Source organism: Flavobacterium bizetiae, assembly GCF_902804475.1.
Classification (GTDB): domain Bacteria; phylum Bacteroidota; class Bacteroidia; order Flavobacteriales; family Flavobacteriaceae; genus Flavobacterium; species Flavobacterium bizetiae.
Genome location: NZ_CADCSU010000121.1, coordinates 1 through 21,980 on the forward strand (window position 1 = coordinate 1; position 21,980 = coordinate 21,980).

Here is a 21,980-nt window from a genome sequence, read left to right on the forward strand (position 1 = left end):
GGAATATAATATTGGTAGAAAATAAATAATAGTACAATAAAATATGTCCCGTTAGGGACTACATACAATCCAATAGTTAAGAATAACACACAATAACTCAATTTAAAATAATGGATATATTAGACGAATTTGATATTAGCATCATTAAAGAATTAGAAAAAGATGGCCGAATGGCATTTTCTGCAATTGCTGCTAATTTAAAGATATCAAACACAATGGTGCATCAGCGTATTAATCGCATGATCGAACAAGGTGTGATTAGCGGTATAAAACCCATTATTCAGGAAAAGAAAATTGGTTATGACTGGGCTTCTTTCACCGGAATTACCTTAAATAAAGATTCGGATTCAGATCGAATTATTGAAGCATTAAAAGATATTCCTGAAATTACCGAATGTTATTATGTAACGGGTTCTTTCACTCTTTATATTAAAATTATTGCGACCAACCACGAACACATGCGAAGAATTCTTTACGAAAAAATCGATAGTATTCCGGGTATCGCCAAAACCGATTCTATTATCGAATTGGGATGTGCTTTTAAACGTAATATCTCGCTGTAATATAATGTATATCAGCCAATAGTGCTCCTCTTATAAATCAACTTACAGAAACCTCGGAAGAAATACATTTCGAGGTTTTTTTGTAACATATTATTTCTGATATTTGTTTAAAATTGTACCACTATGAAAAATTCGGCCCTTCTATTATTTGCTACTATATTGTTTTCTAACACTATAAATGCACAATTAAAACCAGTAAAGTATAAAGATGGTTCTCAGGCATTAAACGGATTATTTGTTAAATCTGCGAAAAAAAGCAGTCAAAATCCGGGAATTTTACTTTTACCGGCCTGGTTAGGAATCGACAAAGCCTCTAAAGATATTGCAGAAAATTTATCGAAACTAGGTTATAATGTTTTCATCGCTGACATTTATGGCGAAGGAAACTATCCTACCAACACTGCCGAAGCAGGAAAACAAGCCGGATATTATAAAAAAAACTACGAGATTTATCAAAAACGTATCGATGCAGCTTTGCAGGAATTGATTAAATCTGGTGCAAATGCTGATAATATTGTCGCTATAGGATATTGTTTTGGAGGAACGGGAGTTCTGGAAGCTGCCCGCGGACATTTGAATCTAAAAGGTGTAGTTTCGTTTCACGGAGGTTTAGGCAAAGACGCAACTCGTCCTGTTACACCTATTACGACAAAAGTTTTAGTTTGTCATGGTGCCGATGATCCATTTGAATCTAAAGAAGAAATTACTGCTTTTCAGCAAGAAATGCGTGACTCAAAAACCGATTGGCAAATGATTTATTATGCAAATGCTGTTCACTCTTTCACCAATCCTGAAGCCGGAAACGATAACTCAAAAGGCGCAGCGTATAATGCGGTTGCAGCAAAAAGATCATTTGAACATTTACAGCTTTTCCTGAACGAAGTATTAAAAAAGTAATACTTTATTGATGGTACACGGATAACACTGATTAAAGGGGTTTACACAGATTTTTTAAATTAATTCACGCTAATTTGTGAAATACCGATAGCTAGTGGGATTAGTAAAAAGAAACCAGCGAAAACCCGTTTAACCCGTAACATCCGTGAGCAAAAAATCAGCATAAACCCATTTAAACCCACCTCAGCCTTGGGTTAAAAAATAACAACCAAAATCAAACCAAAGTAATTTATACCCAATGTCACACAGTCCGATTAGAAAAGACAAAACATGCCTGAATTGCAGGCACGTTGTAGAACAAAAATTTTGCCCAAACTGCGGGCAGGAAAACACCGATTCCCGAAAAACATTTCATCACTTATTTATTCATTTCTTTGAAGATTTAACGCATTACGAAAATGCCTTTTGGCGTACCATTAAAAATCTTTTGTTTAAACCTTCTTCTTTAACCAAAGAATATCTTTCGGGAAAACGATTGTCCTATTTAGCACCGGTACGTCTTTATATTTTTATCAGTTTTATCACTTTTTTATTAATTACTCTTTTTCCATCCAATGTAAACGAAAAAATTGTAAAAAGTGAAAAAGCCATAAATGAAGAAATCTCTAAAAATGATGCGACTGTAAATAAGAAAACAGATAAGCGGTATTTCCATTTTAAAACCATGAAAGAAATTGATTCTATTCAGAAATATGGTAAAGAAAACGAAAAGCTGAATGCTTCTAGCTATTGGTTTTCTGAAAAGGCAATACATGTCACTGAAAAATATACAAAAAAAGAGATTTATGAAAAATTCATAGAATCCTTCTTTCACAATCTTCCTAAAATTCTATTTATTATTATGCCATTTTTTGCCTTTTTCCTGTGGCTTTTCCACAGCAAAAAAAAATGGTATTATTTTGATCACGGAATTTTCACACTCCATTATTTTTCTTTCCTATTGCTCATTTTTCTTATCATGTTTATTTCAGACCGATTTTTTGGTCTCTTTGGAGAAAACAGTCCTTTGTCTTATGTTTCAGGAATTATAACTTTTGTTGGAACAATCTGGATGTTATATTACTTTTATCCTGCGCATCATCGTTTTTATGGCGAATCAAGAATAGTTTCTTTTGTGAAAAGTATCTTATTATTTATAATAAACTCACTTTTTATTATATTTTTACTTTGTCTATACATTCTTTTCACATTCATCAATTTACACTAATATCAAATGAAAAAAATTATACTTCTGTTACTAATTGGTACTACAGCCTTTTCATGTAAAAACGCACAGTCGGTTGCATCAAAAGACAATTCGGATCCAAGCAAATACATAAAAGCGATTAGCGAAAAAAGTCTGAAAACAATGTTGTACGTGATCGCTTCTGACGAAATGGAAGGTCGTGAAACGGGATCTAAAGGACAGAAAAAAGCGGGTCTGTATATGATCGAACAATACAAGAAAAGCGGAATTTCGTTTCCTAAAGGAGCAACAGATTATTATCAGCATATTCCTGCTGCTTTCTTAAATGCAAGACGCAACGAAAACTTACCGGATTCAGAGAATATCTGGGCTTATATTGAAGGTTCTGAAAAACCGGATGAAGTTTTAGTGATTTCTGCTCACTACGATCACGTAGGGATCAAAAATGGAGAAATTTACAATGGTGCCGATGATGACGGATCAGGAACTGTAGCGGTTATAGAAATGGCTAAAGCTTTTGCAAAAGCAAAAAAACAAGGACACGGGCCTAAGCGTTCAATCTTGTTTTTACACGTAACAGGCGAAGAACATGGTTTACATGGTTCTCGTTATTATTCTGAAAATCCATTGTTTCCTATCGCGAATACTATTGCCGATATTAATATCGACATGATTGGTCGTCGCGATGTAGAACATGCTCAAACAAACAATTATGTTTACGTAATTGGAGCTGACAGATTATCAAGTGATTTGCACAATATTGTAGTGGCACAAAATGAGAAATACACTAAAATAGATTTAGATTTCAAGTTTAATGATCCTAAAGATCCAAACCACTTTTACGAGCGTTCTGATCATTATAACTTTGCAAAACATGGTATTCCTTCAGTATTCTTCTTTAACGGAGTTCACGAAGATTACCACCAAAAGGGCGACGAACCAGAAAAAATTGAATACGATGCTTTAACCAAAAGAACAAAACTTGCTTTTTCAATCGCCTGGGATTTAGCCAATAGAGAAAACAGACCGGTAGTTGATAAAAAGTAGTTGCAAAGGCTCAGAGGTACTAAGGTTCAAAGGTTTTTTTTAAAGGCGCTGAGACTCTGAGGTTCTTAGGCTCAAGTTTTTTTATCGACTAAAGTCTACAACCGCAATCTTATTATATTGTAAAAATAGCCCAAGGTTTCAACCTTGGGATACGAATAGAGATAATATATTGTACCCCCGAGGTTGAAACCTTGGGCTATGTTTAGAAACAATATCAAAAACAAAAAGGGATGAGTTTTAAAACTCATCCCTTTTTTATATTTTATAGAATCCAAAAAGAAAACCTTAGTACCTCAGCACCTCAGAGCCTTTGAACCTTCCTCTAGTCATTCATAGAAATCAAAAACTCTTCGTTGTTTCTTGTTTTCTTGAAACGATCGTTTACAAAATCCATAGATTCTACCGGGTTCATATCTGATAGATATTTACGCATGATCCACATTCTTTGTAATGTTTTCTCGTCTAATAATAAATCATCACGACGCGTACTTGACGAAGTAAGATCAATAGCAGGGAAAATACGTTTATTGGCTATCTTACGATCTAATTGAAGCTCCATGTTACCGGTTCCTTTAAATTCTTCGAAGATTACCTCATCCATTTTAGAACCTGTTTCAGTCAATGCAGTTGCGATGATACTTAACGAACCACCATTTTCTACATTTCTGGCAGCTCCAAAGAAACGTTTTGGTTTTTGTAATGCATTAGCATCAACACCTCCACTTAAAACTTTTCCTGATGCTGGCTGAACAGTATTATAAGCTCTTGCTAAACGTGTAATCGAATCTAAAAGAATCACAACATCGTGACCACATTCTACTAAACGTTTTGCTTTTTCAAGAACGATATTAGCAATTTTTACATGTTCTTGTGGTTCTCTGTCAAAAGTAGAAGCTATAACTTCTCCACGCACACTACGTTGCATATCAGTCACCTCTTCAGGACGCTCATCGATCAAAAGAACAATAAGGTAAACTTCAGGATGATTGGCTGCGATTGCATTTGCAATGTCTTTTAACAACATTGTTTTACCCGTTTTAGGCTGAGCGACAATCATACCACGTTGTCCTTTCCCGATTGGAGAAAATAAATCGATAATACGGGTTGAAACTGAACTGCCTTTTTCGGCTAATTTAAATTTTTCTGAAGGAAAAACTGGTGTCAAGTGCTCAAAAGAAACTCTATCGCGAACTACTTGCGGATCGTGACCGTTGATTTTAAGTACACGAACTAATGGGAAAAACTTCTCGCCTTCTTTTGGAGGACGAACCACTCCTTTTACAGTGTCTCCGGTTTTAAGACCAAATAATCTGATTTGTGAAGTTGATAAATAAATATCATCAGGAGAGGCTAAATAATTATAATCTGATGAACGTAAAAAACCATAACCATCCGGCATCATTTCAAGAACACCTTCACTTTCAATAATTCCGTCAAACTCAAAGTCTGAATCTCTGAAATTATTCTTTTTATTTTTATGATTTGGGTTTTGATTCCCGTTATTCCCATTTCCGTTACCATTTGCGTTTGGGTTAGCATTTGGATTTTGATTCTGATTTGGGTTTTGGTTGGGATTCTGGTTTGGATTTTTATTCTGGTTCGGATTGACCTTTTTTACAATAGCTGGTGCTTCTGTTTTTTCAGCAGTTGAAGTTTCTGCTACAGCTTCGCCTTCCGGAATTGCTTCTTTTGTGGCTTCTTTTTCTTTTTGCAAAGCGACTTTTTTCTCGTAAGCTGATTTGTTGAATTTTACGATTTTTGGTCCTTTTTTCTCTACTGCCGGAGTTTCCTGAACTTCTGAATTTTCAGGAGTTTCTGTTACTTCGCTTACTTCCTTTACTTCTGCAGCTGCTTTAGCGACAGGTGCCTGTTTGGCTTTTGGAGCAATTTTGGCTGCTGGAGTTATTTTTGCTGCCGGAGTTTGTTTTACAGCTACTGGAGCTTCTGTTTTTTCCGGAGTTTCTTGTATTGTATCAAATTCTAAAACTGGAGCATTTTTACTAATAGCCGCTTTTTTCACAGGAACAATTCTTGCTCTTTTTGGCTTATCATCAACATTTTCCTTTTCAGTTACAGCACTAGCAGACGGTGCTACAGTGGTTTCCTGATGTGCTAAAATCTGACTAATTAAGGTCTCTTTTTTGACACCAGTAAACTTTATAGTTTTAGCTAACTTAGCTATTTCTTGAAGCTCAGAAAGCTTCATTTCTTTTAATGCAGAAATATCAAACATGAATGTTCTATGAATTTAATTATTTTAACGGAATACTGTAAAAAGATAGGTAGATAATAGTTTTCGATTGACCGCAGTATGAAGTGCTTACGGTATTATGATGCAATAATACGAATAAAATTTAATCATACAATAGTATTTTAAAAAAAGAAAATATATTTTTGTAAAACAATTTTACACCATGATACAACGAATTCAAACCGTTTATTTAATTCTTGCCTTTTTAGTGACAAGTGTTTTATTACTTTTTATTCCGATTTGGACATTAAGTGACGGTAAATTATTTTATTTTAATCAAGACCCAATTTATACCGTAATAGTTGGTTTAAGTACAATGCTAACTGTTGTTAGTATTATTTCATATAAGAAAAGACAAAATCAGTTTGTGATGAACAGACTGAACATAATATTAAATTTAATTTTATTAGGATTGTTTGTATATCGTTCTCTAAATTTATCTGGAGAAGCACTAGCTGTTTCTGAGAAAGGTATTGGGATGTTTCTACCAATTGTTGCTATCGTATTATTAGTGTTAGCTAATAAGGCCATCAAGAAGGATGAAGATCTTGTAAAATCTGTAGATCGTTTGAGATAAACCTATAAACTTAAGTTTTTTGTGCGAAGAGAACCCGAATTGTATGATTCGGGTTTTTTTGTGCCTTATATTTTGCAAATCTGCCAGAATCGTTAAAACAAATTTAAAAAACAACTTTGTAAGATAATTTTTCTATAAATTTGCTTTTCAGTCCAAAACAATCATGACACAGAACATAAGAATACATCTTGCTGATGATCATCAGGTACTTATTGATGGTCTTACCAATTTGCTGCAAACCGTAGACAACTTTGAAGTTGTAGGCAAATCATTGGACGGAACAACTGTTTATAACGATGTCATTCAGGATAATGCCGATATTTTAGTCTTAGATATTAGTATGCCCAAAAAAGACGGTATCGAAGTATTAAAGGAGTTTAGCGAAAAGGAATTTCCATGCAAAGTCATTATTTTGTCGAGTTATGATGATTTAAAAATCATAAAAGAGGTAATGAAATTAGGCGCTAAAGGTTATCTCACAAAAAAATGTGCCGGCGAAAATATCATAGAAGCTATCGAAGCTGTTTATCAGGGTCAGGAATATTTTTGCGATGCTGTAAGAGAGAAAATCTTTAATAGTTTTGCGCACAACAATCCTAAATTAAACAAACCGCTTTATGTTGAAAATCCTATTTTAAGCGCTCGTGAGATCGAAATTATTACTCTCATTTCGCTTGAATACAGTGGTAAAGAAATCAGCGAACAGCTTTTTATCAGTATGAATACGGTGGAAACACACAGAAAGAATATCATGAAAAAATTACAAACCAAAAACACTATTGGTCTTGTAAAATACGCGCTCAAAAACAATTTAATAAATCCGTAGTTGCATTAGGGAGTTTAAAAATCTATTCAGAATTTTATATTTGATTTATGGCTTTAATTAGAGTTTTTTTATGGTTACTTCTTTTCACTACGGTGAGCGGGAACACTTTATTAAGCCAGGAAAACAAGCCTACACCTTCTGCAGAAAAAGAAATTATAGCGCAACAAAATTCAAAAAAAATCAAACCTTCTGAAGGGCGAAAATTTGAACAATTGCGAAATAAAAAAATCGTAAGTCTTTCTATTGTACTGGTCATCATTATATTCTTTTTGTTTTATTTCTTTTACCAAAATAACCAACTGAAACAAAAGATCAAGCGAAAAGATACCAAGCAAAAAATACTGCTTAACATTATCAATGCGGGAATAGATACTCAGGAAATCCAACGCAAAAAAATTGCTTCTTTTCTTCATGACAACATCAATTCACTATTGTCGTCTGTAGGTTTGCATTTGAATACTTTTACCGCTCAAACCAATGTAAAATCTGAAGAAATCCAGAAAGCAAAAGCCATTTTGCAAGAAGCTCATGATCTTTTACGTGATATGTCGCACGACCTTGTTCCTACTCTTTTGGTACGCTTTGGTTTAATTTATGCGCTGGAAGATTTGTGCGAAAGAAATACCAATTCGAGTATTCAGTTTAATTTTTCGAGCAAAATCCCGTCTGATAAAAGATACAATGAAAAATTCGAAATGAAGATTTATTTTATTGTATCTGAATTATTTAGCAACATTATTAAACACAGCGACGCAAAAAAAGGCGAGATCTCGTTATACGAAAGCAATGATCATTTTATCATTGCAATACATGATGACGGAAAAGGCTTTCAGACTGAAAAACTAAACGAATCGGAAGGTTTTGGTTTGAACCGAATCAGGGCACGAATTAAAAAATACAAAGGCACTTTATCAATTGTTTCAAAACCTAACGAAGGCACTTCGATTAAGATTAAAATACCTTTGCCTCACTAAATTATTTCTTGCCGATTTCTACAATCTCCAGATCTTTTATTTTATCGTCATCAATTACAAATCGTAACATGGTTCTTACCTGATGAAATCCGCTTTTTCCTGCTGCACCGGGATTCATGTGCAATAGATTGTTCTTTTTATCGAACATTACTTTTAGAATATGCGAATGCCCGCAGATAAATAATTTTGGCGGATTTGAAGCCATTTCTTCTCTAATTGCCGGATTGTATTTCCCCGGATAACCGCCAATATGGGTAATCCAAACAGATACATTTTCACATAAAAAACGATTGTGCAAAGGAAATTCTAATCGGGCTTGTGCATCATCGATATTACCATAAACGCAACGTAAAGGTTTAAGCTTTTTTATAGTGTCGGTTACGTGCAAATCTCCAATATCTCCCGCATGCCAAACCTCATCGGCCTGATTTACATATTTTAAAATAGTATCATCAATATGACTATGAGTATCGGAAAGTAGCAAGATTTTTTTCATTCTTTTTTGAGGTGCAAAGTTTAAGAGGCGCAAAGGTACAAAGGATTTTTGTTTAAAATTAGGTACAAAGGCGCAAAGGTTCAAAGGGACAAAGGTTTCTTTTAAGTTGATATTTCTGGAGAGACGCACTGCTGTGCGTCTCTACCATAAAAAAACACAAAATTAGAATCTTAGAATTACAGTCAATTCAAAAACCTCTGAACCTTTGAACCTTTGCGCCTTTGAACCTATAAAGAAATCTTTGTACCTTTGCCCCTCAGAACCTCTGTCCCTTAAAAATGAGATATTTTATTCAATTTGCCTATAACGGAACACATTATCACGGATGGCAATTTCAGCCTAACGCTTCTTCTGTTCAGAAAACTTTAAACAAAGCACTTTCGGTTTTACTGAATGCTCCTATAAATGCAATGGGTGCCGGAAGAACTGATACTGGCGTTCATGCCCGGGAAATGTATGCGCATTTTGATTTTGATACCACAATTGATGTTCCGACTTTAATACATAAGCTGAATTCGTATTTGCCAAAAGACATTGCGATTTTTGATATTATTTTGGTTCAGGATGAGGCGCATTGTCGATTTGATGCGACTAAAAGAACTTATGAATACCATATCAATACTGTTAAAAATCCGTTTTTGCAGGAATTGAGTTGGTATTTTAATCAAAAATTAGACGTAGATTTGATGAATGAAGCTGCGAAAATCTTACTGAATCATACGGATTTTCAATGTTTTTCGAAGGTAAATACAGATGTAAATACTTTTGATTGCACGGTTTTTGAAGCGTATTGGAAAATAAAAAACAAGAACCTGATTTTTACCATTTCGGCAAACAGGTTTTTACGAAATATGGTTCGCTCTATTGTAGGCACTTTGGTCAATATAGGTTTACACAAAATTTCTCTAACTGATTTTGAAAATATCATTGCCAGTAAAAGTCGAGAAAAAGCCGGTTTTTCGGTTCCGGCGCACGGATTATATTTAACCGAAATTAATTACGATTACATCATAAAATAGCCCTGATTGCAGTGAAAAGCTTTTTTGAGAAAAATGTAGTTTTTGTGTTTTTATGAAGCGACCAGCGGAAGCTTTATAAAAACAGTACAAAAACACATTTTTGAGAAAAACTTGTAACGAAAAGCAGGATTAGCTCCTTAAAATAAATGAAAGCAAAAGCATTTGATACCGGATTATTCAAACGAATTTTAAAATATACTAAACCTTATAAATGGCGCTACTATGGCGTTATTATTTTTGCAATTTCTTTATCGATTTTTGCTGCCCTTCGCCCCTATTTATTAAAACAAACGGTCGACGGCTATATCAAGACGCATGATAAGGAAGGTTTGCTAATGTACATTGTTTTGATGGGAGTGGTTCTTTTGATGGAAGTTTTCTCTCAGTTTTATTTTGTGTACTGGGCAAACTGGCTGGGACAGGATATTGTAAAAGACATTCGTACGAAACTTTTTAAGCACATTTTGAGTTTTAGAATGAAATATTTCGACTTGGTTCCGGTTGGGCAATTGGTAACCAGATCGGTTTCGGACATTGAATCGATTGCGCGTATTTTTAGTCAGGGTTTGTTCATGATCATTAGTGACTTGATGAAAATGCTGGTGGTTTTGATTTTTATGTTTTACATGAACTGGAAACTTACCTGGATTGTGGTGGTTGCAATGCCTATTCTGGTTTTTATTACCCGAATTTTTCAGCGTAAAATGCAGGTGGCTTTTGAGGAAGTTCGTACGCAAATTGCCAATATGAATTCGTTTGTACAGGAACGTGTTACGGGAATGAAGATTGTACAGCTTTTTAACCGTGAGAAAATTGAGGCCGAAAACTTTAAGGAAATCAATAATAAACACCGCGTTGCGTGGATTAAAACGATTTTATACAACTCGATCTTTTTTCCGATTGCTGATATTATTTCGTCTATTACTTTAGGATTGGTGGTCGTTTACGGAGGATTTAAAATCCTGAACGGGGATCATTTTACGACTTTTGGAGATTTATTTTCGTATACAATGTTTATCGGGATGTTGTTTAACCCATTGCGTCAGATTGCGGATAAGTTTAATGAGATGCAATTAGGAATGATTGCGGCCAATCGTGTTTTTGATATTATAGATACTCAGGATCATATTCAGGATACGGGAACGCTTGAAGCTCCGGTTTTTGAAGGAAAAATTGAATTTAAGGATGTTCGTTTTAGTTATATTCCGGAAGAGGAAGTGATAAAAGGAATTGATTTATCTGTAGATTCAGGACAAACTGTTGCTATTGTAGGTTCTACAGGAGCCGGAAAATCGACTATTATAAATTTACTGAATCGTTTTTATGAGATCAACAGCGGAACTATTTTTATTGATGGTCATAATATAGAGCACTATACGCTGGCTTCTTTAAGAAAACAAATTGCGGTGGTTTTGCAGGATGTATTTTTGTTTGCTGATACTATTTATAACAACATTACTTTGCATAATCCTGAAATTACGCGTGAGAAGGTGCTTGATGCTGCAAAAAAAATTGGTGTACACGATTTTATCATGAGTTTGCCGGATAATTATGATTTTGATGTTAAGGAACGTGGTGTGATGCTTTCGTCAGGACAACGCCAGTTAATTGCGTTTTTGAGATCGTATGTAAGTAATCCGAGTATTTTGATTTTGGATGAAGCTACGTCCTCTATAGATACGTATTCTGAAGAATTGATTCAGCGCGCGACCGAAACGATTACCAAAGGAAGAACTTCGATTATTATTGCGCATAGATTGGCTACAATTGTAAATGCAGATAAGATCATTGTTATGGATAAAGGCTTAATTGTAGAGCAGGGAACACATCAGGAATTGTTAAATAAAGTCGACGGTTACTACAAAAATCTCTATGACTCTCAATTTTCTGTCGCCAACTGAAATTTGAAATGCTAAAAAAGTTCTTAAAAAAGTTAAATTAGCGTTATAGGAATCATAAAACTGGTGCTTGGCAGTCAAAGGGATAGCATTCCTTTTTTTTGAATTATTTATCTTTGAGAGACAAATATCAAATGAAAAAGAAAATGCCACAAAATAGATTTTATCCAAACGAACAGTTCAAAGAAATAGAAATAAACGCCTCATTACAACTTAGATATGCCATTTCAAACAAAGGTCGCTTAATAAGCTTTTCTGATGAAATACAAAACGGACGTCTTTTAAAAGGCGGTTTAAGTGACGGTTACCCAACTTTTAGATTTAAGGTTAAGAAAGACGACAAGATCGTTAATAAATACCTTTTTTTATACAAATTAGTGGCTCACTATTTTATCCCAAAAACATCCGAAGAACAAACTTATGTATTGCATCTGGATTATAACAGAAGTAATGATGATGTGAATAATTTACGCTGGGCAACAAAAGCCGAAATGATGGCGCACAGCCGCAAAAGTCCGCGTGTGATTCAGGCCAAAAAGAATCTGATCGAACACAACTTAAAAGCAGATGGAAGAAAATTAACAACTACTAAAGTAATGTTAATCAAGAAAATCCTTGCGCGACCTGAACAAAAAACCCGTCTAAAAATGATTGCCAAACAATTTGGCGTAAGCGAAATGCAAATACGACGTATTGCCAGCGGTGAAAACTGGGGACACGTAAAGGTTTAATTGTGAATTATGAATTGTGAATTATCAATGTATTTCACTCTGAGCGAAGTCGAAGAGCTTTTCATCTCGAAAGGTCTTCGACTTCGCTTTGTTAATGAAAGTTTTATTTTGCAGATTTAGAAGATAAAAGATAATTTTAAATTAATAATTCATAATTAACAATTCACAATTCGCACAATCTAGGTGAAAAGATCAAAATCTGTGTGGGTAAAAATAAAATTTCAGGTGTTTTTTAAAATAATTCCTTAAATTCGCAATCACAAATAACAAAAGAATAAATCGAAAAATGAGTTTCGGAATTAAACTTCATTTTCGGTAATAAATACTAAAAACCAAAAAGATGAAATACGACGTTATTGTTTTAGGAAGTGGTCCTGGCGGATATGTAACAGCGATTAGAGCTTCGCAATTAGGCTTTAAAGTTGCTGTAGTTGAAAAAGAAAACCTTGGTGGTGTATGTTTAAACTGGGGATGTATCCCAACTAAAGCATTACTTAAATCAGCTCAGGTTTTTGATTACTTAAAACACGCTTCTGACTACGGATTAAAAGTTTCTGAATTCGATAAAGATTTCCCTGCAGTTGTACAACGTAGCCGTAGTGTTGCTGACGGAATGAGCAAAGGAGTTCAGTTCTTGATGAAGAAAAACAAAATTGACGTTATTGAAGGTTTTGGAAAACTAAAACCAGGAAAAAAACTTGACGTTACAGATAAAGACAATAAAGTTACTGAATATAGCGCTGACCATATTATCATCGCAACTGGTGCTCGTTCTCGTGAGTTGCCAAACTTACCACAAGATGGTGTAAAAGTAATTGGTTACAGACAAGCAATGACATTACCAACACAACCAAAATCTATGATTATTGTAGGTTCTGGAGCTATTGGAGTTGAGTTTGCTCATTTCTACAACTCAATGGGAACTGAAGTTACTATTGTAGAATTTATGCCAAACATTGTTCCTGTTGAAGATGAGGATATCTCTAAACAAATGGAGCGTTCTATGAAAAAAGCCGGAGTAAAAATTATGACCAACTCTTCTGTTGAAAAAATTGACACTACCGGAACTGGAGTAAAAGCTACTGTAAAAACAGCAAAAGGAGAAGAAATTCTTGAGGCTGACATCGTACTTTCTGCAGTTGGAATTAAAACTAACATCGAAAACATAGGTTTAGAAGAAGTTGGGATTGCTGTTGACAGAGATAAAATCTTAGTAAACGCTTTTAACGCAACTAATATTCCTGGATACTACGCAATTGGAGACGTTACTCCTGGACAAGCTTTGGCTCACGTAGCATCTGCTGAAGGAATTAACTGTGTAGAGAAAATTGCTGGTTTACACGTAGACCCAATCGATTACGGAAACGTTCCTGGTTGTACTTACGCAACTCCGGAAATTGCTTCTGTAGGTTTAACTGAAAAACAAGCTAAAGAAAAAGGATACGAATTAAAAATTGGTAAATTCCCTTTCTCAGCTTCAGGAAAAGCAAAAGCTGCCGGTGCTGCTGACGGATTCGTAAAAGTAATCTTTGATGCTAAATACGGAGAATGGTTAGGATGCCACATGATTGGTGCTGGTGTTACAGATATGATTGCTGAAGCAGTTGTAGCTCGTAAACTAGAAACTACAGGTCATGAAATCCTTAAATCTATCCACCCTCACCCAACAATGAGCGAGGCTGTTATGGAAGCTGTAGCTGATGCTTACGGCGAAGTAATTCACTTGTAAAAATATTGTATTGATGCTTTTGCGTCAATGCGAGTTACATATTATTTTCAATTTAAAAAATCCGGTTTGCGAAAGCAAGTCGGATTTTTTTTGTTTTTATAAAATACCTAATTCCCCTTTATTCATCATTTTATATTAGCCTGCAAAGACAAACAAAATAGTAACCTTTTCAAATAAAACAAAAACAGATTTATAATAATAAAATGATATTTTTGCAGCACCCAAATTTACGCTCAGATGAAAAGACTATTACTTATAATTGCCATTTGTTTTCTATTACCCAACACCTTTTTTGCTCAAAATTCAGGCACCGAAAACACTTTTTCAAAATCGTATGGTTATCTAAACGATTTCGAAAAAATACTAACTTCAAGTCAAATTGCGACTTTAAACAATACTCTTAAAGCATCTGAAAAGAAAACAGGCCATAAAATTATTGTAGTCACCATTTCTTCTATAAAACCTTATGCGAATGTTCCTGAATATGCCGCTACATTAGAAAGCTATCTTTATAATAATTTAAAACTAAATCCCACCATTTTACTTGTATTGAGTAAAGAACTGCGACAAATTCAAATTCAAAGCAGCCATAAAGGACTTAACAAACTGAGCCAGGAAGAAACCAAAACGATTATAAGCAATTTTGCAATACCTGAATTTAAAAAAGGAGATTTTTATAAAGGCTTAGAAAGTGCCGTAAACCAAATAATAAAAAAACTCGAATAGAATCAAAACATATATTTTCACACCATCCGATTTGCATTTGTAAATCGGTTTTTTTTATTCTTAAAAACCGCAACTACTTAAAACATTCATAAAATCAGTAATTACTTTTTTTCCTTTCTTACAAAAAATTTATATTTACGTGATAAGAAATAATTATTCTAAAATATCAGTAATGGAAAATACACCAATATTTTTTGCAGACGGAGAAAGTCCAAAAATGATCGACGCATTCAAAAAAGCTCAGGAAAATTTTAAATATTTCTGGCGAGAATTATCATGGGAATATCGCCGAATAGTTCCGGCACTTGATGTAGCCTGCGTAAAACTAGCCTTTACACAGGAAATTAATAACGAGACTGTTGTAGAACATATGTGGATCAATGAGATTAATTTTGATGGCGAAAAAATAAAAGGCATCTTAGTTAATGATCCTAACGAATTAACCAATGTTGTAAATGGCGAATATGTCGAAATTCCGGCAAATCAAATCAGCGATTGGTTATTCGTTACTCAGGACAAAACATACGGAGGGTTTACCATACAAGCCATGCGATCAGAAATGAACGAAGCCGAAAGAGAAGATCATGACGCCGCCTGGGGATTGAATTTTGGAGATTACAATGATATTCTTGTTGCCTACGAGCAAAAAGAAAAACCTGAAAACCTCACAGAACATCCGATGAGCCAAAACATGCAGGAAAGTCTTTTAGAATTTATAAAATCAAACCCGAACGAACTTACTGCTCAGGACGAACTAGGATATACTTTCCTGCACCGCGAAGCAATTGCAGGAAACAGTACAACGGTAAAAGTACTATTAGATTCAGGCGCAGATATAAATGCCAGAACACACAACAATAAAACGGCCTTAGATTTTGCCGAACAACTAAAATGGGAACATTTAATTCCCATCTTAAAATAATAACATTCAAAAATCCGATTTGTGAAAGCAAGTCGGATTTTTTGTTTGATATTCCCCCACTCTGCACGATAAAAAACAACATTACAAAATATAGAAATCCTAAATTTTCTTTTTAAATTAGACTAAACAATATCACTCTTAAAGAGATATTTTATAAAGTCTCATATTTAAACCAGAAACATGACATTAGACGAATACAAAAAACAATTTTCAGAAGACGATGCTGTTGGCTGGATGGCTATAGATCAGGAATTTGAACGCCTTTATCCCAATCTGGAACCCAAACATTACGCACCTCCCATACCTTATATACTTGGCGGCGAAGATCCGCTTGACGGAATCAGCATTTACGAAAGCAAAAAACAAACAGATCACTTTCATTTTGTAACCTACGGCTTTTCGGAGTTGTATTACAACGAAGAAAAACTGGATGACGAATTTAGCAAATGGGGTTTCGAACTTACCTTTAGACTAAAACCTTTCGAACCCGATAACGGAAACCCAAGCTGGGCCATTATAATGCTTCAAAACATTGCCAGATACGTATTCGACAGTGGCAACTGGTTTGAAGAATTTCATTACATGCCCGCAAATGGCCCAATCAGACTCGACACAGATACCGATATCACAGCTTTATTAATTGTTGCCGATCCCGAAATCGAAAAGAAACAAACCCCACACGGCGAAGTTTCCTTTCTGCAAATCGTAGGAATCACCTCTGCCGAATACGAGCATCTTAAAGAAAATCCTGAAACTGCCGAGCAATTAGTCCATAAACTCAAAGAAAACAATCCGTTGCTCATTACAGATCTTACCAGAAAATAATTCCAAAATCCGATTTATAAACATAAGTCGGATTTTTATTTGGGCGTTCCCTTCGGTGGGGCTGTCCACTATATCTTTTATGGTGAACCCCACCATAAAAGGATACCGCTCCCATCCCTAACGCAAACAAACGTTTTCATAAGAACATCCCTTTCTAAACCAAATTATTACAATAAAAAGATTATTTTAGCATAACTCAAAATTTATCTTCAAAACAATACCATTCAATTAGTTACCAACCAAAAAAGTTAATTATTATGAATGCAGCCATACAAGAATACAACGATTCGCAAACTCCATCAGACAAAGAAATCTGTGATCAGTTAGCCCAAATAATCACTCAGAACCTTCCCAATGCCGAAAATAAAATCTGGCACGCACATCCCGTTTGGTTCCTCGACGGAAATCCAATTGCAGGATACAGCAAACTAAAAAATGCTGTGCGCCTACTTTTCTGGAGCGGCCAATCTTTCGACGAAGAAAAACTCCTAAACGAAGGTTCTTTTAAAGCCGCAGAATCCCGTTATACCGCCGTCGACCAAATCAACAAAGACGATCTCGAACGATGGCTCAAAAAAGCACAGGAAATACAATGGGATTATAAAAATTTAATCAAAAGAAAAGGTGTTTTAATACGATTAAAATAATAAATTTATCCTTTAGCATAAAGTCAAAAGCATTTTATACTTATGAGTCGAAGAATCAAAAAAAGAATAGTAGAAAAAACCTCAAAAAAGGACACCATTGCTTTTATCATAAAAGTAATTTCAATTATACTCTGTCTTATCAGTTTTATATATGTAATAAGGCATTATCATAATTTTGTAATAGTAAAATTTGAGTTTTTACTTTACATCTACTTAATTGCCGGTCTTATATTTGGGCCCCTATTTTATAAATATCAAAAAAACTACGAAGGAAAAAATTTTAAATCAGTAAACTATTTCGCTTCCATTCTCATAGTTTACGGTACAATTACCTGCGCCAGTTTTTTTCTTGCCAACGAATATTTGTCTACAAATACAGAGTACATTGTAGTTTCGCCCATCTTCGAAAAACATGAAAGCTACAAAAGATCTCCCAACAGCATTGTCGTTCAGATCGAAGGCACCAAAAAAGAAATCAACATACACAATTACGACTTTAAAGAAATAAGCATGTACAACTTTGCCGAAATAAAAATAAAGAAAGGATATTGGAATTTTCCCATTATACTCGAAACAAAACTCAGTATAAGCAAATAAACAGCCTTTATAAAGTCTAAAACTTATAATGAACAAAGAACAAATAATACCACTCTTAATTTATTCTCACGCTGTATTTGGCGGCATTGCTCTCCTATCCGGACTAATTGCACTTATCGTTAAAAAAGGAAAAAACATACACAAAAAATCAGGAAAGCTTTTTTATTACTGCATGCTTTTATCTGCCCTAACCGCTTTAATTATAGCCGTTTTACCTCAACATCAAAGTCCGTTTTTATTCGCCATAGGCATTTTTAGTTCTTATTTTATCATAACGGGTTACAGAGCCCTAAGATTCAAAAATAAAAATATCGATCTTAAAACCGACAAACTTATTTCAGGCATTATGATTTTTACCGCCGTCATAATGGTGGTATACAATCCTCTTGTACATCAAAAAATAAATATTGTTTTAACCGTTTTGGGTATCGTCGGATTTGTTTTTTCAACCCGTGACCTAATTCTTTACAAAAATATAGAGAAACTAAATACCGCCTGGCTAAAACTACATTTAGGAAAAATGATTGGCGGATACATCTCAGCCACAACCGCCTTTGTCGTAGTAAACAATTTCTTTACAAGTTTTTATGGCTGGTTTGTACCCGGAATAATTGGCGGATTTTATATTATTTACTGGATTAAAAAAGTAAATAAAACACAACAACAAACACAGATAAATCTGGAATAAAAAACATCGCAAAACAATAATGAAAAAACTCATAACCTATCAAATTGATTCTTTTACAAAAGAAAAATTCAAAGGAAATCCGGCGCGAGTTGTCATCAATGCCGATGAACTAACCGATTACGAAATGCAACAGATCGCCAGAGAATTAAACAACTCCGAAACGGCATTTCTTTTCGCTCCAGACAGTGACGATTGCGATGGCGTGATTCGTTATTTTACCCCAAATACTGAAGTACCTATTTGTGGACACGCGACAATTGCAGCCATGTATGCAAAAGCAATCGAAGAAAAACTGGATTCCTGCATTTTAAGGTTTAAAACTAAAATTGGTATTCTCCCATTTGAAATTATCAAGGAAAATGAAGATTATCAAATTTTAATGACTCAGGGAAATTTCGAACTCGGCGATGTTTTTGATTCCGCTGTAACTCAAAAAATGATAACAGCATTGGGATTACAAAAATCAGATCTTGATGAAAAATGTCCTGTTCAAATTGCCTCTACGGGACATTCTAAAGTAATGATCGGGATAAAAAGCCGTGAGAAACTCAATAATTTATCTCCAATTTACAATGATTTAGCCCAACTAAGTAACGAAATTAACTGCAATGGTTATTTCGTTTTTACTTTCGATTCAGACGATCAGGATGTTTTGACATACGGCAGAATGTTTGCGCCCGCAATTGGTATAAATGAAGATCCTGTAACCGGAAACGCAAATGGCCCGTTAGGAGGCTATCTGGTACAAAACAATATCATCGATTATAAAAACAACACATTTGAATTTAACGGAAAACAAGGTGAAAAAATAGATCGTCTTGGTGTAATAAAAGTTAAAGTCGTAACCGAAGAAAACAAACCAAAATTGATTCAGATAAAAGGCGACGCTGTAGTTGTCTTTAGAGCCGAAATAGAAATCTAGTAGAACAATAGTTAAGTGAGATAAAAAAACTATTATGATAATACGAGAAATTAAAAATACCGATTTTGATGTTTTAAGAAAACTGTTCCTGAAGGAAAGACAAGATACATTTTTCTGGCTCGATCCTACAGAATTTAAATTAGACGATTTTGAAAAACACATAAAAGGAGAATTGGTCTTAGTTGCTATAGACCAGGAAATTCCCGTTGGTTTTATTTCGATCTGGATGCCTAATAACTTTATTCACCATTTTTATGTCGATCAAAAATATCAGGGCAAAGGCGTTGGGACTTTATTATTAAACGCTGCAATTCAGAAAACGCTCCTGCCCATTACCTTAAAATGTTTAAAAGAAAATACAAAAGCCGTTGCCTTTTATAGAAAAAAAGGATTTATTGAAAAAGAAATAGGCCCATCTGAACATGGAGATTATATTTTGTTTGAGTTAATGTAACAGATAACTAAAGATTTAATCGCAAAAAATAGAAATTGATCATAAACCAAACCATCATTAAACCCAAAAATGGCAAATACTTTTTACTCCTACTTAGCATTTATAACACCCACTTCAGATGCGAGTCTGATTGCTTTAAAAAACAATCTGGAAACTTTTTATGAAAGACCGGTAATAGAAAACAAGCCTGAAATTGTATTAGAGGACAATCAGATCAATATTATATTTGATGATGAATATCAATTATATATTGCATTTTCTGAAGAAGAATATGTTAATGAAGAAGCCCTCGAGATCGCACAAGAACAGCAACTGGATTGGAATGAAAATACTTTTGACAAAACAGCATTAGAAACCTGCCGCAAAAGATTTGAGATTTGGGGCGATGACGATTTTGATATGGATTATTTTAATGACAGCTTATTTGTAATCGAACAAATAGAGCAATTTAGCAATGTAATTATTTTTGCAATACAATAATTTAGTCCGGAATTGTATTTTTATTTCATTTGAACTTTCACTACTCAATATTAAGAAAATGTAAAGTTTTAAGAAATTACACAAAAAATACGCAACCATTTACAGGTTTTACATCTATTAATTAAACCAACGTAAAATCTATAACTATGAAAAAATTGCTTCTATTAATCGCAATTGTCTTATTTTGTTCTTGCAGTAATGATGATAAAAATTCATCAGAAAATCAATTAAAAGGAGAATGGTCCCTAATTAGTATTTCCGGCGGAATTAATTCCCAGTCTTCACCAAAACCTGAACAGAAAATTACAATCGAGTTTGCTGCTAATATCCTAAAAACATATAACAATGGAACTTTAACTAATACTCAGGCCTTTTCTTATCAAACAAAAAAATCAATTTTTGGCGATATCAAAAAAATGATAGAGGTTCAAAGTAATTTAATAGCAAACGATATTCCTAAACTGCAATCTTTTGAAATTAAAGGAGATGAATTGTACTTAAAAGATGAATGTTATGATTGTTATACTTACAAATATGCGAGAATAAATGCTGCGAAGTTGTAAAGAACTTTAATAACATCTACATACACCCTTCAAAAAAAATCTGCTTTTAGTAATACATCTAAAAGCGGTTTTTTATTTTTAATTCCCTTTTTACAGCGATACTATCAAATCTCTGTTTTGGTTTTAATTTGTATTTTCGTTGAAAAGAAAAACGGTCATTTAAAAAATATTTTATGGAAGAAACATTACCTGAAAAATCAATTTTTGAAGAAATACCAACAGAAAAAATTTATACTGAAAAAGCAATTCGTGTTGGGACTTTTTTAGGAGGTCCGTTAGTTGCCGGTTATTTTATGGCAGAAAATTTTAAAGTTTTTGGCGATTCTGACAAGGCAAAAAAAACATGGATTATCACAATACTGGCAACCCTCTGTATCTTTGCCCTTATATTTTTTGTTCCTGAAAATATTCTAGATAAGATTCCTAATATTGTCTTTCCGCTTATCTATATGGGGATTGCGGCTTATTATACCAAACTATATCAGGAAAAACTAATCAATGAACACATCGAAAGTGGTGGCGAACAATTTAACTGGGGCCGTACAATCGTAATTTCTATTATCGGCATTTCAATTCTTCTTGGTGCTGTTTTTAGTACTTATTTTTTGACCGAAACTGCCAACGGAAGACTTACAGAGTCAACAAAAACATACGGCGCGATGCAACATCAAATTGTGTATCAAAACAATATTGATGAAAATGAAGTCGATAAAATTGCCGAAGTTTTTAAAAAGACTACTTTTTTTGACGATGCCCTGACCAAATATGTGTATCTCGAAAAGATCAATAATAACTACGAAATATCCATTTCGTGCAATGAATCTGTTAAAGACGATGTAACTGCATCACAACCTTTTGTAGAATTAAGAAACAACATGCAAAAGTTTTTCCCTGACAATAAGATCATTTTTAAGCTTGTGGTGAATAGTCTTGATAATGTGGTAAAACGAATTGAATAAATA

The 21,980-nt window shown here is 34.1% G+C and carries 24 protein-coding genes; 22 read left to right on the top strand and 2 right to left on the bottom strand.

What is annotated here, in order from left to right:
- The first annotated feature begins 110 nt into the window (after nucleotides 1-110).
- The 4 genes from FLACOL7796_RS16555 (at nucleotide 111) to FLACOL7796_RS16570 (ending at nucleotide 3,693) form a co-directional block, all read left to right on the top strand.
- Nucleotides 111-563: an Lrp/AsnC family transcriptional regulator gene (locus FLACOL7796_RS16555; protein WP_173971841.1), complete on the top strand. Its 453-nt coding sequence runs from the start codon at nucleotides 111-113 to the stop codon at nucleotides 561-563.
- A gap of 123 nt (nucleotides 564-686) precedes the next feature.
- Nucleotides 687-1,460: a dienelactone hydrolase family protein gene (locus FLACOL7796_RS16560; protein ID WP_173971842.1), complete on the top strand. Its 774-nt coding sequence runs from the start codon at nucleotides 687-689 to the stop codon at nucleotides 1,458-1,460.
- A 238-nt stretch (nucleotides 1,461-1,698) separates the two neighbouring features.
- Complete coding sequence (locus FLACOL7796_RS16565) at nucleotides 1,699-2,667, top strand: DUF3667 domain-containing protein (protein WP_173971843.1); 969 nt, start codon at nucleotides 1,699-1,701, stop codon at nucleotides 2,665-2,667.
- 6 nt (nucleotides 2,668-2,673) lie between these two features.
- On the top strand, nucleotides 2,674-3,693 hold the full coding sequence (locus FLACOL7796_RS16570) for a M28 family peptidase (protein WP_173971844.1): 1,020 nt from the start codon (nucleotides 2,674-2,676) through the stop codon (nucleotides 3,691-3,693).
- A 322-nt stretch (nucleotides 3,694-4,015) separates the two neighbouring features.
- Here FLACOL7796_RS16570 and rho read toward each other — a convergent pair whose 3' ends face one another.
- On the bottom strand, nucleotides 4,016-5,926 hold the full coding sequence (rho, locus tag FLACOL7796_RS16575) for a transcription termination factor Rho (RefSeq protein ID WP_173971845.1): 1,911 nt from the start codon (nucleotides 5,924-5,926) through the stop codon (nucleotides 4,016-4,018).
- Between the two features lie 181 nt (nucleotides 5,927-6,107).
- Here rho and FLACOL7796_RS16580 point away from each other — a divergent pair, with 181 nt between their 5' ends.
- The 3 genes from FLACOL7796_RS16580 (at nucleotide 6,108) to FLACOL7796_RS16590 (ending at nucleotide 8,321) form a co-directional block, all read left to right on the top strand.
- Nucleotides 6,108-6,521 (top strand): DUF4293 domain-containing protein, encoded by a 414-nt coding sequence (locus tag FLACOL7796_RS16580; RefSeq protein ID WP_173971846.1) that lies wholly within the window; start codon nucleotides 6,108-6,110, stop codon nucleotides 6,519-6,521.
- 163 nt (nucleotides 6,522-6,684) lie between these two features.
- Complete coding sequence (locus FLACOL7796_RS16585) at nucleotides 6,685-7,347, top strand: response regulator (protein ID WP_173971847.1); 663 nt, start codon at nucleotides 6,685-6,687, stop codon at nucleotides 7,345-7,347.
- Nucleotides 7,348-7,394: 47 nt separating this feature from the next.
- Nucleotides 7,395-8,321 carry a sensor histidine kinase gene (locus FLACOL7796_RS16590; protein WP_173971848.1) on the top strand — a complete coding sequence of 309 codons (927 nt, stop codon included), beginning with the start codon at nucleotides 7,395-7,397 and terminating at the stop codon, nucleotides 8,319-8,321.
- Nucleotide 8,322: 1 nt separating this feature from the next.
- On the opposite strand, the gene FLACOL7796_RS16595 is transcribed toward FLACOL7796_RS16590, so the two are convergent.
- The gene (locus FLACOL7796_RS16595) at nucleotides 8,323-8,817 is read right to left on the bottom strand and encodes a metallophosphoesterase family protein (protein ID WP_173971849.1); all 495 of its coding nucleotides are present in this window, start codon (nucleotides 8,815-8,817) and stop codon (nucleotides 8,323-8,325) included.
- A gap of 278 nt (nucleotides 8,818-9,095) precedes the next feature.
- Between FLACOL7796_RS16595 and truA the strand changes: the two genes are divergently transcribed.
- The 15 genes from truA (at nucleotide 9,096) to FLACOL7796_RS16670 (ending at nucleotide 21,977) form a co-directional block, all read left to right on the top strand.
- Complete coding sequence (gene truA / locus FLACOL7796_RS16600) at nucleotides 9,096-9,836, top strand: tRNA pseudouridine(38-40) synthase TruA (RefSeq protein ID WP_173971850.1); 741 nt, start codon at nucleotides 9,096-9,098, stop codon at nucleotides 9,834-9,836.
- Nucleotides 9,837-9,982: 146 nt separating this feature from the next.
- Entirely contained in the window at nucleotides 9,983-11,737 is a 1,755-nt protein-coding gene (locus FLACOL7796_RS16605; RefSeq protein ID WP_173971851.1) for an ABC transporter ATP-binding protein, read from the top strand.
- Nucleotides 11,738-11,880: 143 nt separating this feature from the next.
- Nucleotides 11,881-12,465: an NUMOD4 domain-containing protein gene (locus tag FLACOL7796_RS16610; RefSeq protein WP_173971852.1), complete on the top strand. Its 585-nt coding sequence runs from the start codon at nucleotides 11,881-11,883 to the stop codon at nucleotides 12,463-12,465.
- Nucleotides 12,466-12,805: 340 nt separating this feature from the next.
- Complete coding sequence (gene lpdA / locus FLACOL7796_RS16615; protein WP_173971853.1) at nucleotides 12,806-14,194, top strand: dihydrolipoyl dehydrogenase; 1,389 nt, start codon at nucleotides 12,806-12,808, stop codon at nucleotides 14,192-14,194.
- A 237-nt stretch (nucleotides 14,195-14,431) separates the two neighbouring features.
- Nucleotides 14,432-14,920, top strand: a complete 489-nt coding sequence (locus FLACOL7796_RS16620) for a TPM domain-containing protein (RefSeq protein WP_173971854.1) — start codon at nucleotides 14,432-14,434, stop codon at nucleotides 14,918-14,920.
- 172 nt (nucleotides 14,921-15,092) lie between these two features.
- A complete protein-coding gene (locus FLACOL7796_RS16625) occupies nucleotides 15,093-15,842 on the top strand; it encodes a DUF2314 domain-containing protein (protein WP_173971855.1) in 750 nt (249 codons plus the stop codon).
- A 180-nt stretch (nucleotides 15,843-16,022) separates the two neighbouring features.
- Nucleotides 16,023-16,667: a suppressor of fused domain protein gene (locus tag FLACOL7796_RS16630; RefSeq protein ID WP_173971856.1), complete on the top strand. Its 645-nt coding sequence runs from the start codon at nucleotides 16,023-16,025 to the stop codon at nucleotides 16,665-16,667.
- A gap of 257 nt (nucleotides 16,668-16,924) precedes the next feature.
- Nucleotides 16,925-17,314 carry a DUF1801 domain-containing protein gene (locus FLACOL7796_RS16635; RefSeq protein WP_173971857.1) on the top strand — a complete coding sequence of 130 codons (390 nt, stop codon included), beginning with the start codon at nucleotides 16,925-16,927 and terminating at the stop codon, nucleotides 17,312-17,314.
- A 363-nt stretch (nucleotides 17,315-17,677) separates the two neighbouring features.
- Nucleotides 17,678-17,911 carry a hypothetical protein gene (locus tag FLACOL7796_RS16640; RefSeq protein WP_173971858.1) on the top strand — a complete coding sequence of 78 codons (234 nt, stop codon included), beginning with the start codon at nucleotides 17,678-17,680 and terminating at the stop codon, nucleotides 17,909-17,911.
- A gap of 28 nt (nucleotides 17,912-17,939) precedes the next feature.
- On the top strand, nucleotides 17,940-18,599 hold the full coding sequence (locus tag FLACOL7796_RS16645) for a DUF2306 domain-containing protein (RefSeq protein ID WP_173971859.1): 660 nt from the start codon (nucleotides 17,940-17,942) through the stop codon (nucleotides 18,597-18,599).
- 19 nt (nucleotides 18,600-18,618) lie between these two features.
- Complete coding sequence (locus FLACOL7796_RS16650; RefSeq protein ID WP_197913332.1) at nucleotides 18,619-19,521, top strand: PhzF family isomerase; 903 nt, start codon at nucleotides 18,619-18,621, stop codon at nucleotides 19,519-19,521.
- A gap of 34 nt (nucleotides 19,522-19,555) precedes the next feature.
- Nucleotides 19,556-19,975: a GNAT family N-acetyltransferase gene (locus FLACOL7796_RS16655; protein ID WP_173971860.1), complete on the top strand. Its 420-nt coding sequence runs from the start codon at nucleotides 19,556-19,558 to the stop codon at nucleotides 19,973-19,975.
- Nucleotides 19,976-20,044: 69 nt separating this feature from the next.
- The gene (locus tag FLACOL7796_RS16660) at nucleotides 20,045-20,455 is read left to right on the top strand and encodes a hypothetical protein (RefSeq protein ID WP_173971861.1); all 411 of its coding nucleotides are present in this window, start codon (nucleotides 20,045-20,047) and stop codon (nucleotides 20,453-20,455) included.
- A gap of 146 nt (nucleotides 20,456-20,601) precedes the next feature.
- Nucleotides 20,602-21,018, top strand: coding sequence for a hypothetical protein (locus tag FLACOL7796_RS16665; protein WP_173971862.1), 417 nt, complete (start codon nucleotides 20,602-20,604; stop codon nucleotides 21,016-21,018).
- Nucleotides 21,019-21,191: 173 nt separating this feature from the next.
- Nucleotides 21,192-21,977: a hypothetical protein gene (locus FLACOL7796_RS16670; protein ID WP_173971863.1), complete on the top strand. Its 786-nt coding sequence runs from the start codon at nucleotides 21,192-21,194 to the stop codon at nucleotides 21,975-21,977.
- Nucleotides 21,978-21,980: the final 3 nt, after the last annotated feature.

What these genes read in the sequence shown, in the direction of transcription:
- FLACOL7796_RS16645 (WP_173971859.1), top strand. Translation starts at nt 17,940, where the DNA reads ATGAACAAAGAACAAATAATACCACTCTTAATTTATTCTCACGCTGTA.
- truA (WP_173971850.1), top strand. Translation starts at nt 9,096, where the DNA reads ATGAGATATTTTATTCAATTTGCCTATAACGGAACACATTATCACGGA.
- FLACOL7796_RS16565 (WP_173971843.1), top strand. Translation starts at nt 1,699, where the DNA reads ATGTCACACAGTCCGATTAGAAAAGACAAAACATGCCTGAATTGCAGG.
- FLACOL7796_RS16660 (WP_173971861.1), top strand. Translation starts at nt 20,045, where the DNA reads ATGGCAAATACTTTTTACTCCTACTTAGCATTTATAACACCCACTTCA.
- FLACOL7796_RS16580 (WP_173971846.1), top strand. Translation starts at nt 6,108, where the DNA reads ATGATACAACGAATTCAAACCGTTTATTTAATTCTTGCCTTTTTAGTG.
- FLACOL7796_RS16670 (WP_173971863.1), top strand. Translation starts at nt 21,192, where the DNA reads ATGGAAGAAACATTACCTGAAAAATCAATTTTTGAAGAAATACCAACA.
- FLACOL7796_RS16610 (WP_173971852.1), top strand. Translation starts at nt 11,881, where the DNA reads ATGCCACAAAATAGATTTTATCCAAACGAACAGTTCAAAGAAATAGAA.
- FLACOL7796_RS16625 (WP_173971855.1), top strand. Translation starts at nt 15,093, where the DNA reads ATGGAAAATACACCAATATTTTTTGCAGACGGAGAAAGTCCAAAAATG.
- FLACOL7796_RS16650 (WP_197913332.1), top strand. Translation starts at nt 18,619, where the DNA reads ATGAAAAAACTCATAACCTATCAAATTGATTCTTTTACAAAAGAAAAA.
- FLACOL7796_RS16585 (WP_173971847.1), top strand. Translation starts at nt 6,685, where the DNA reads ATGACACAGAACATAAGAATACATCTTGCTGATGATCATCAGGTACTT.
- FLACOL7796_RS16605 (WP_173971851.1), top strand. Translation starts at nt 9,983, where the DNA reads ATGAAAGCAAAAGCATTTGATACCGGATTATTCAAACGAATTTTAAAA.
- FLACOL7796_RS16590 (WP_173971848.1), top strand. Translation starts at nt 7,395, where the DNA reads ATGGCTTTAATTAGAGTTTTTTTATGGTTACTTCTTTTCACTACGGTG.
- FLACOL7796_RS16555 (WP_173971841.1), top strand. Translation starts at nt 111, where the DNA reads ATGGATATATTAGACGAATTTGATATTAGCATCATTAAAGAATTAGAA.
- lpdA (WP_173971853.1), top strand. Translation starts at nt 12,806, where the DNA reads ATGAAATACGACGTTATTGTTTTAGGAAGTGGTCCTGGCGGATATGTA.
- FLACOL7796_RS16595 (WP_173971849.1), bottom strand. Translation starts at nt 8,817, where the DNA reads ATGAAAAAAATCTTGCTACTTTCCGATACTCATAGTCATATTGATGAT.
- FLACOL7796_RS16655 (WP_173971860.1), top strand. Translation starts at nt 19,556, where the DNA reads ATGATAATACGAGAAATTAAAAATACCGATTTTGATGTTTTAAGAAAA.
- rho (WP_173971845.1), bottom strand. Translation starts at nt 5,926, where the DNA reads ATGTTTGATATTTCTGCATTAAAAGAAATGAAGCTTTCTGAGCTTCAA.
- FLACOL7796_RS16570 (WP_173971844.1), top strand. Translation starts at nt 2,674, where the DNA reads ATGAAAAAAATTATACTTCTGTTACTAATTGGTACTACAGCCTTTTCA.
- FLACOL7796_RS16560 (WP_173971842.1), top strand. Translation starts at nt 687, where the DNA reads ATGAAAAATTCGGCCCTTCTATTATTTGCTACTATATTGTTTTCTAAC.
- FLACOL7796_RS16635 (WP_173971857.1), top strand. Translation starts at nt 16,925, where the DNA reads ATGAATGCAGCCATACAAGAATACAACGATTCGCAAACTCCATCAGAC.
- FLACOL7796_RS16630 (WP_173971856.1), top strand. Translation starts at nt 16,023, where the DNA reads ATGACATTAGACGAATACAAAAAACAATTTTCAGAAGACGATGCTGTT.
- FLACOL7796_RS16620 (WP_173971854.1), top strand. Translation starts at nt 14,432, where the DNA reads ATGAAAAGACTATTACTTATAATTGCCATTTGTTTTCTATTACCCAAC.
- FLACOL7796_RS16665 (WP_173971862.1), top strand. Translation starts at nt 20,602, where the DNA reads ATGAAAAAATTGCTTCTATTAATCGCAATTGTCTTATTTTGTTCTTGC.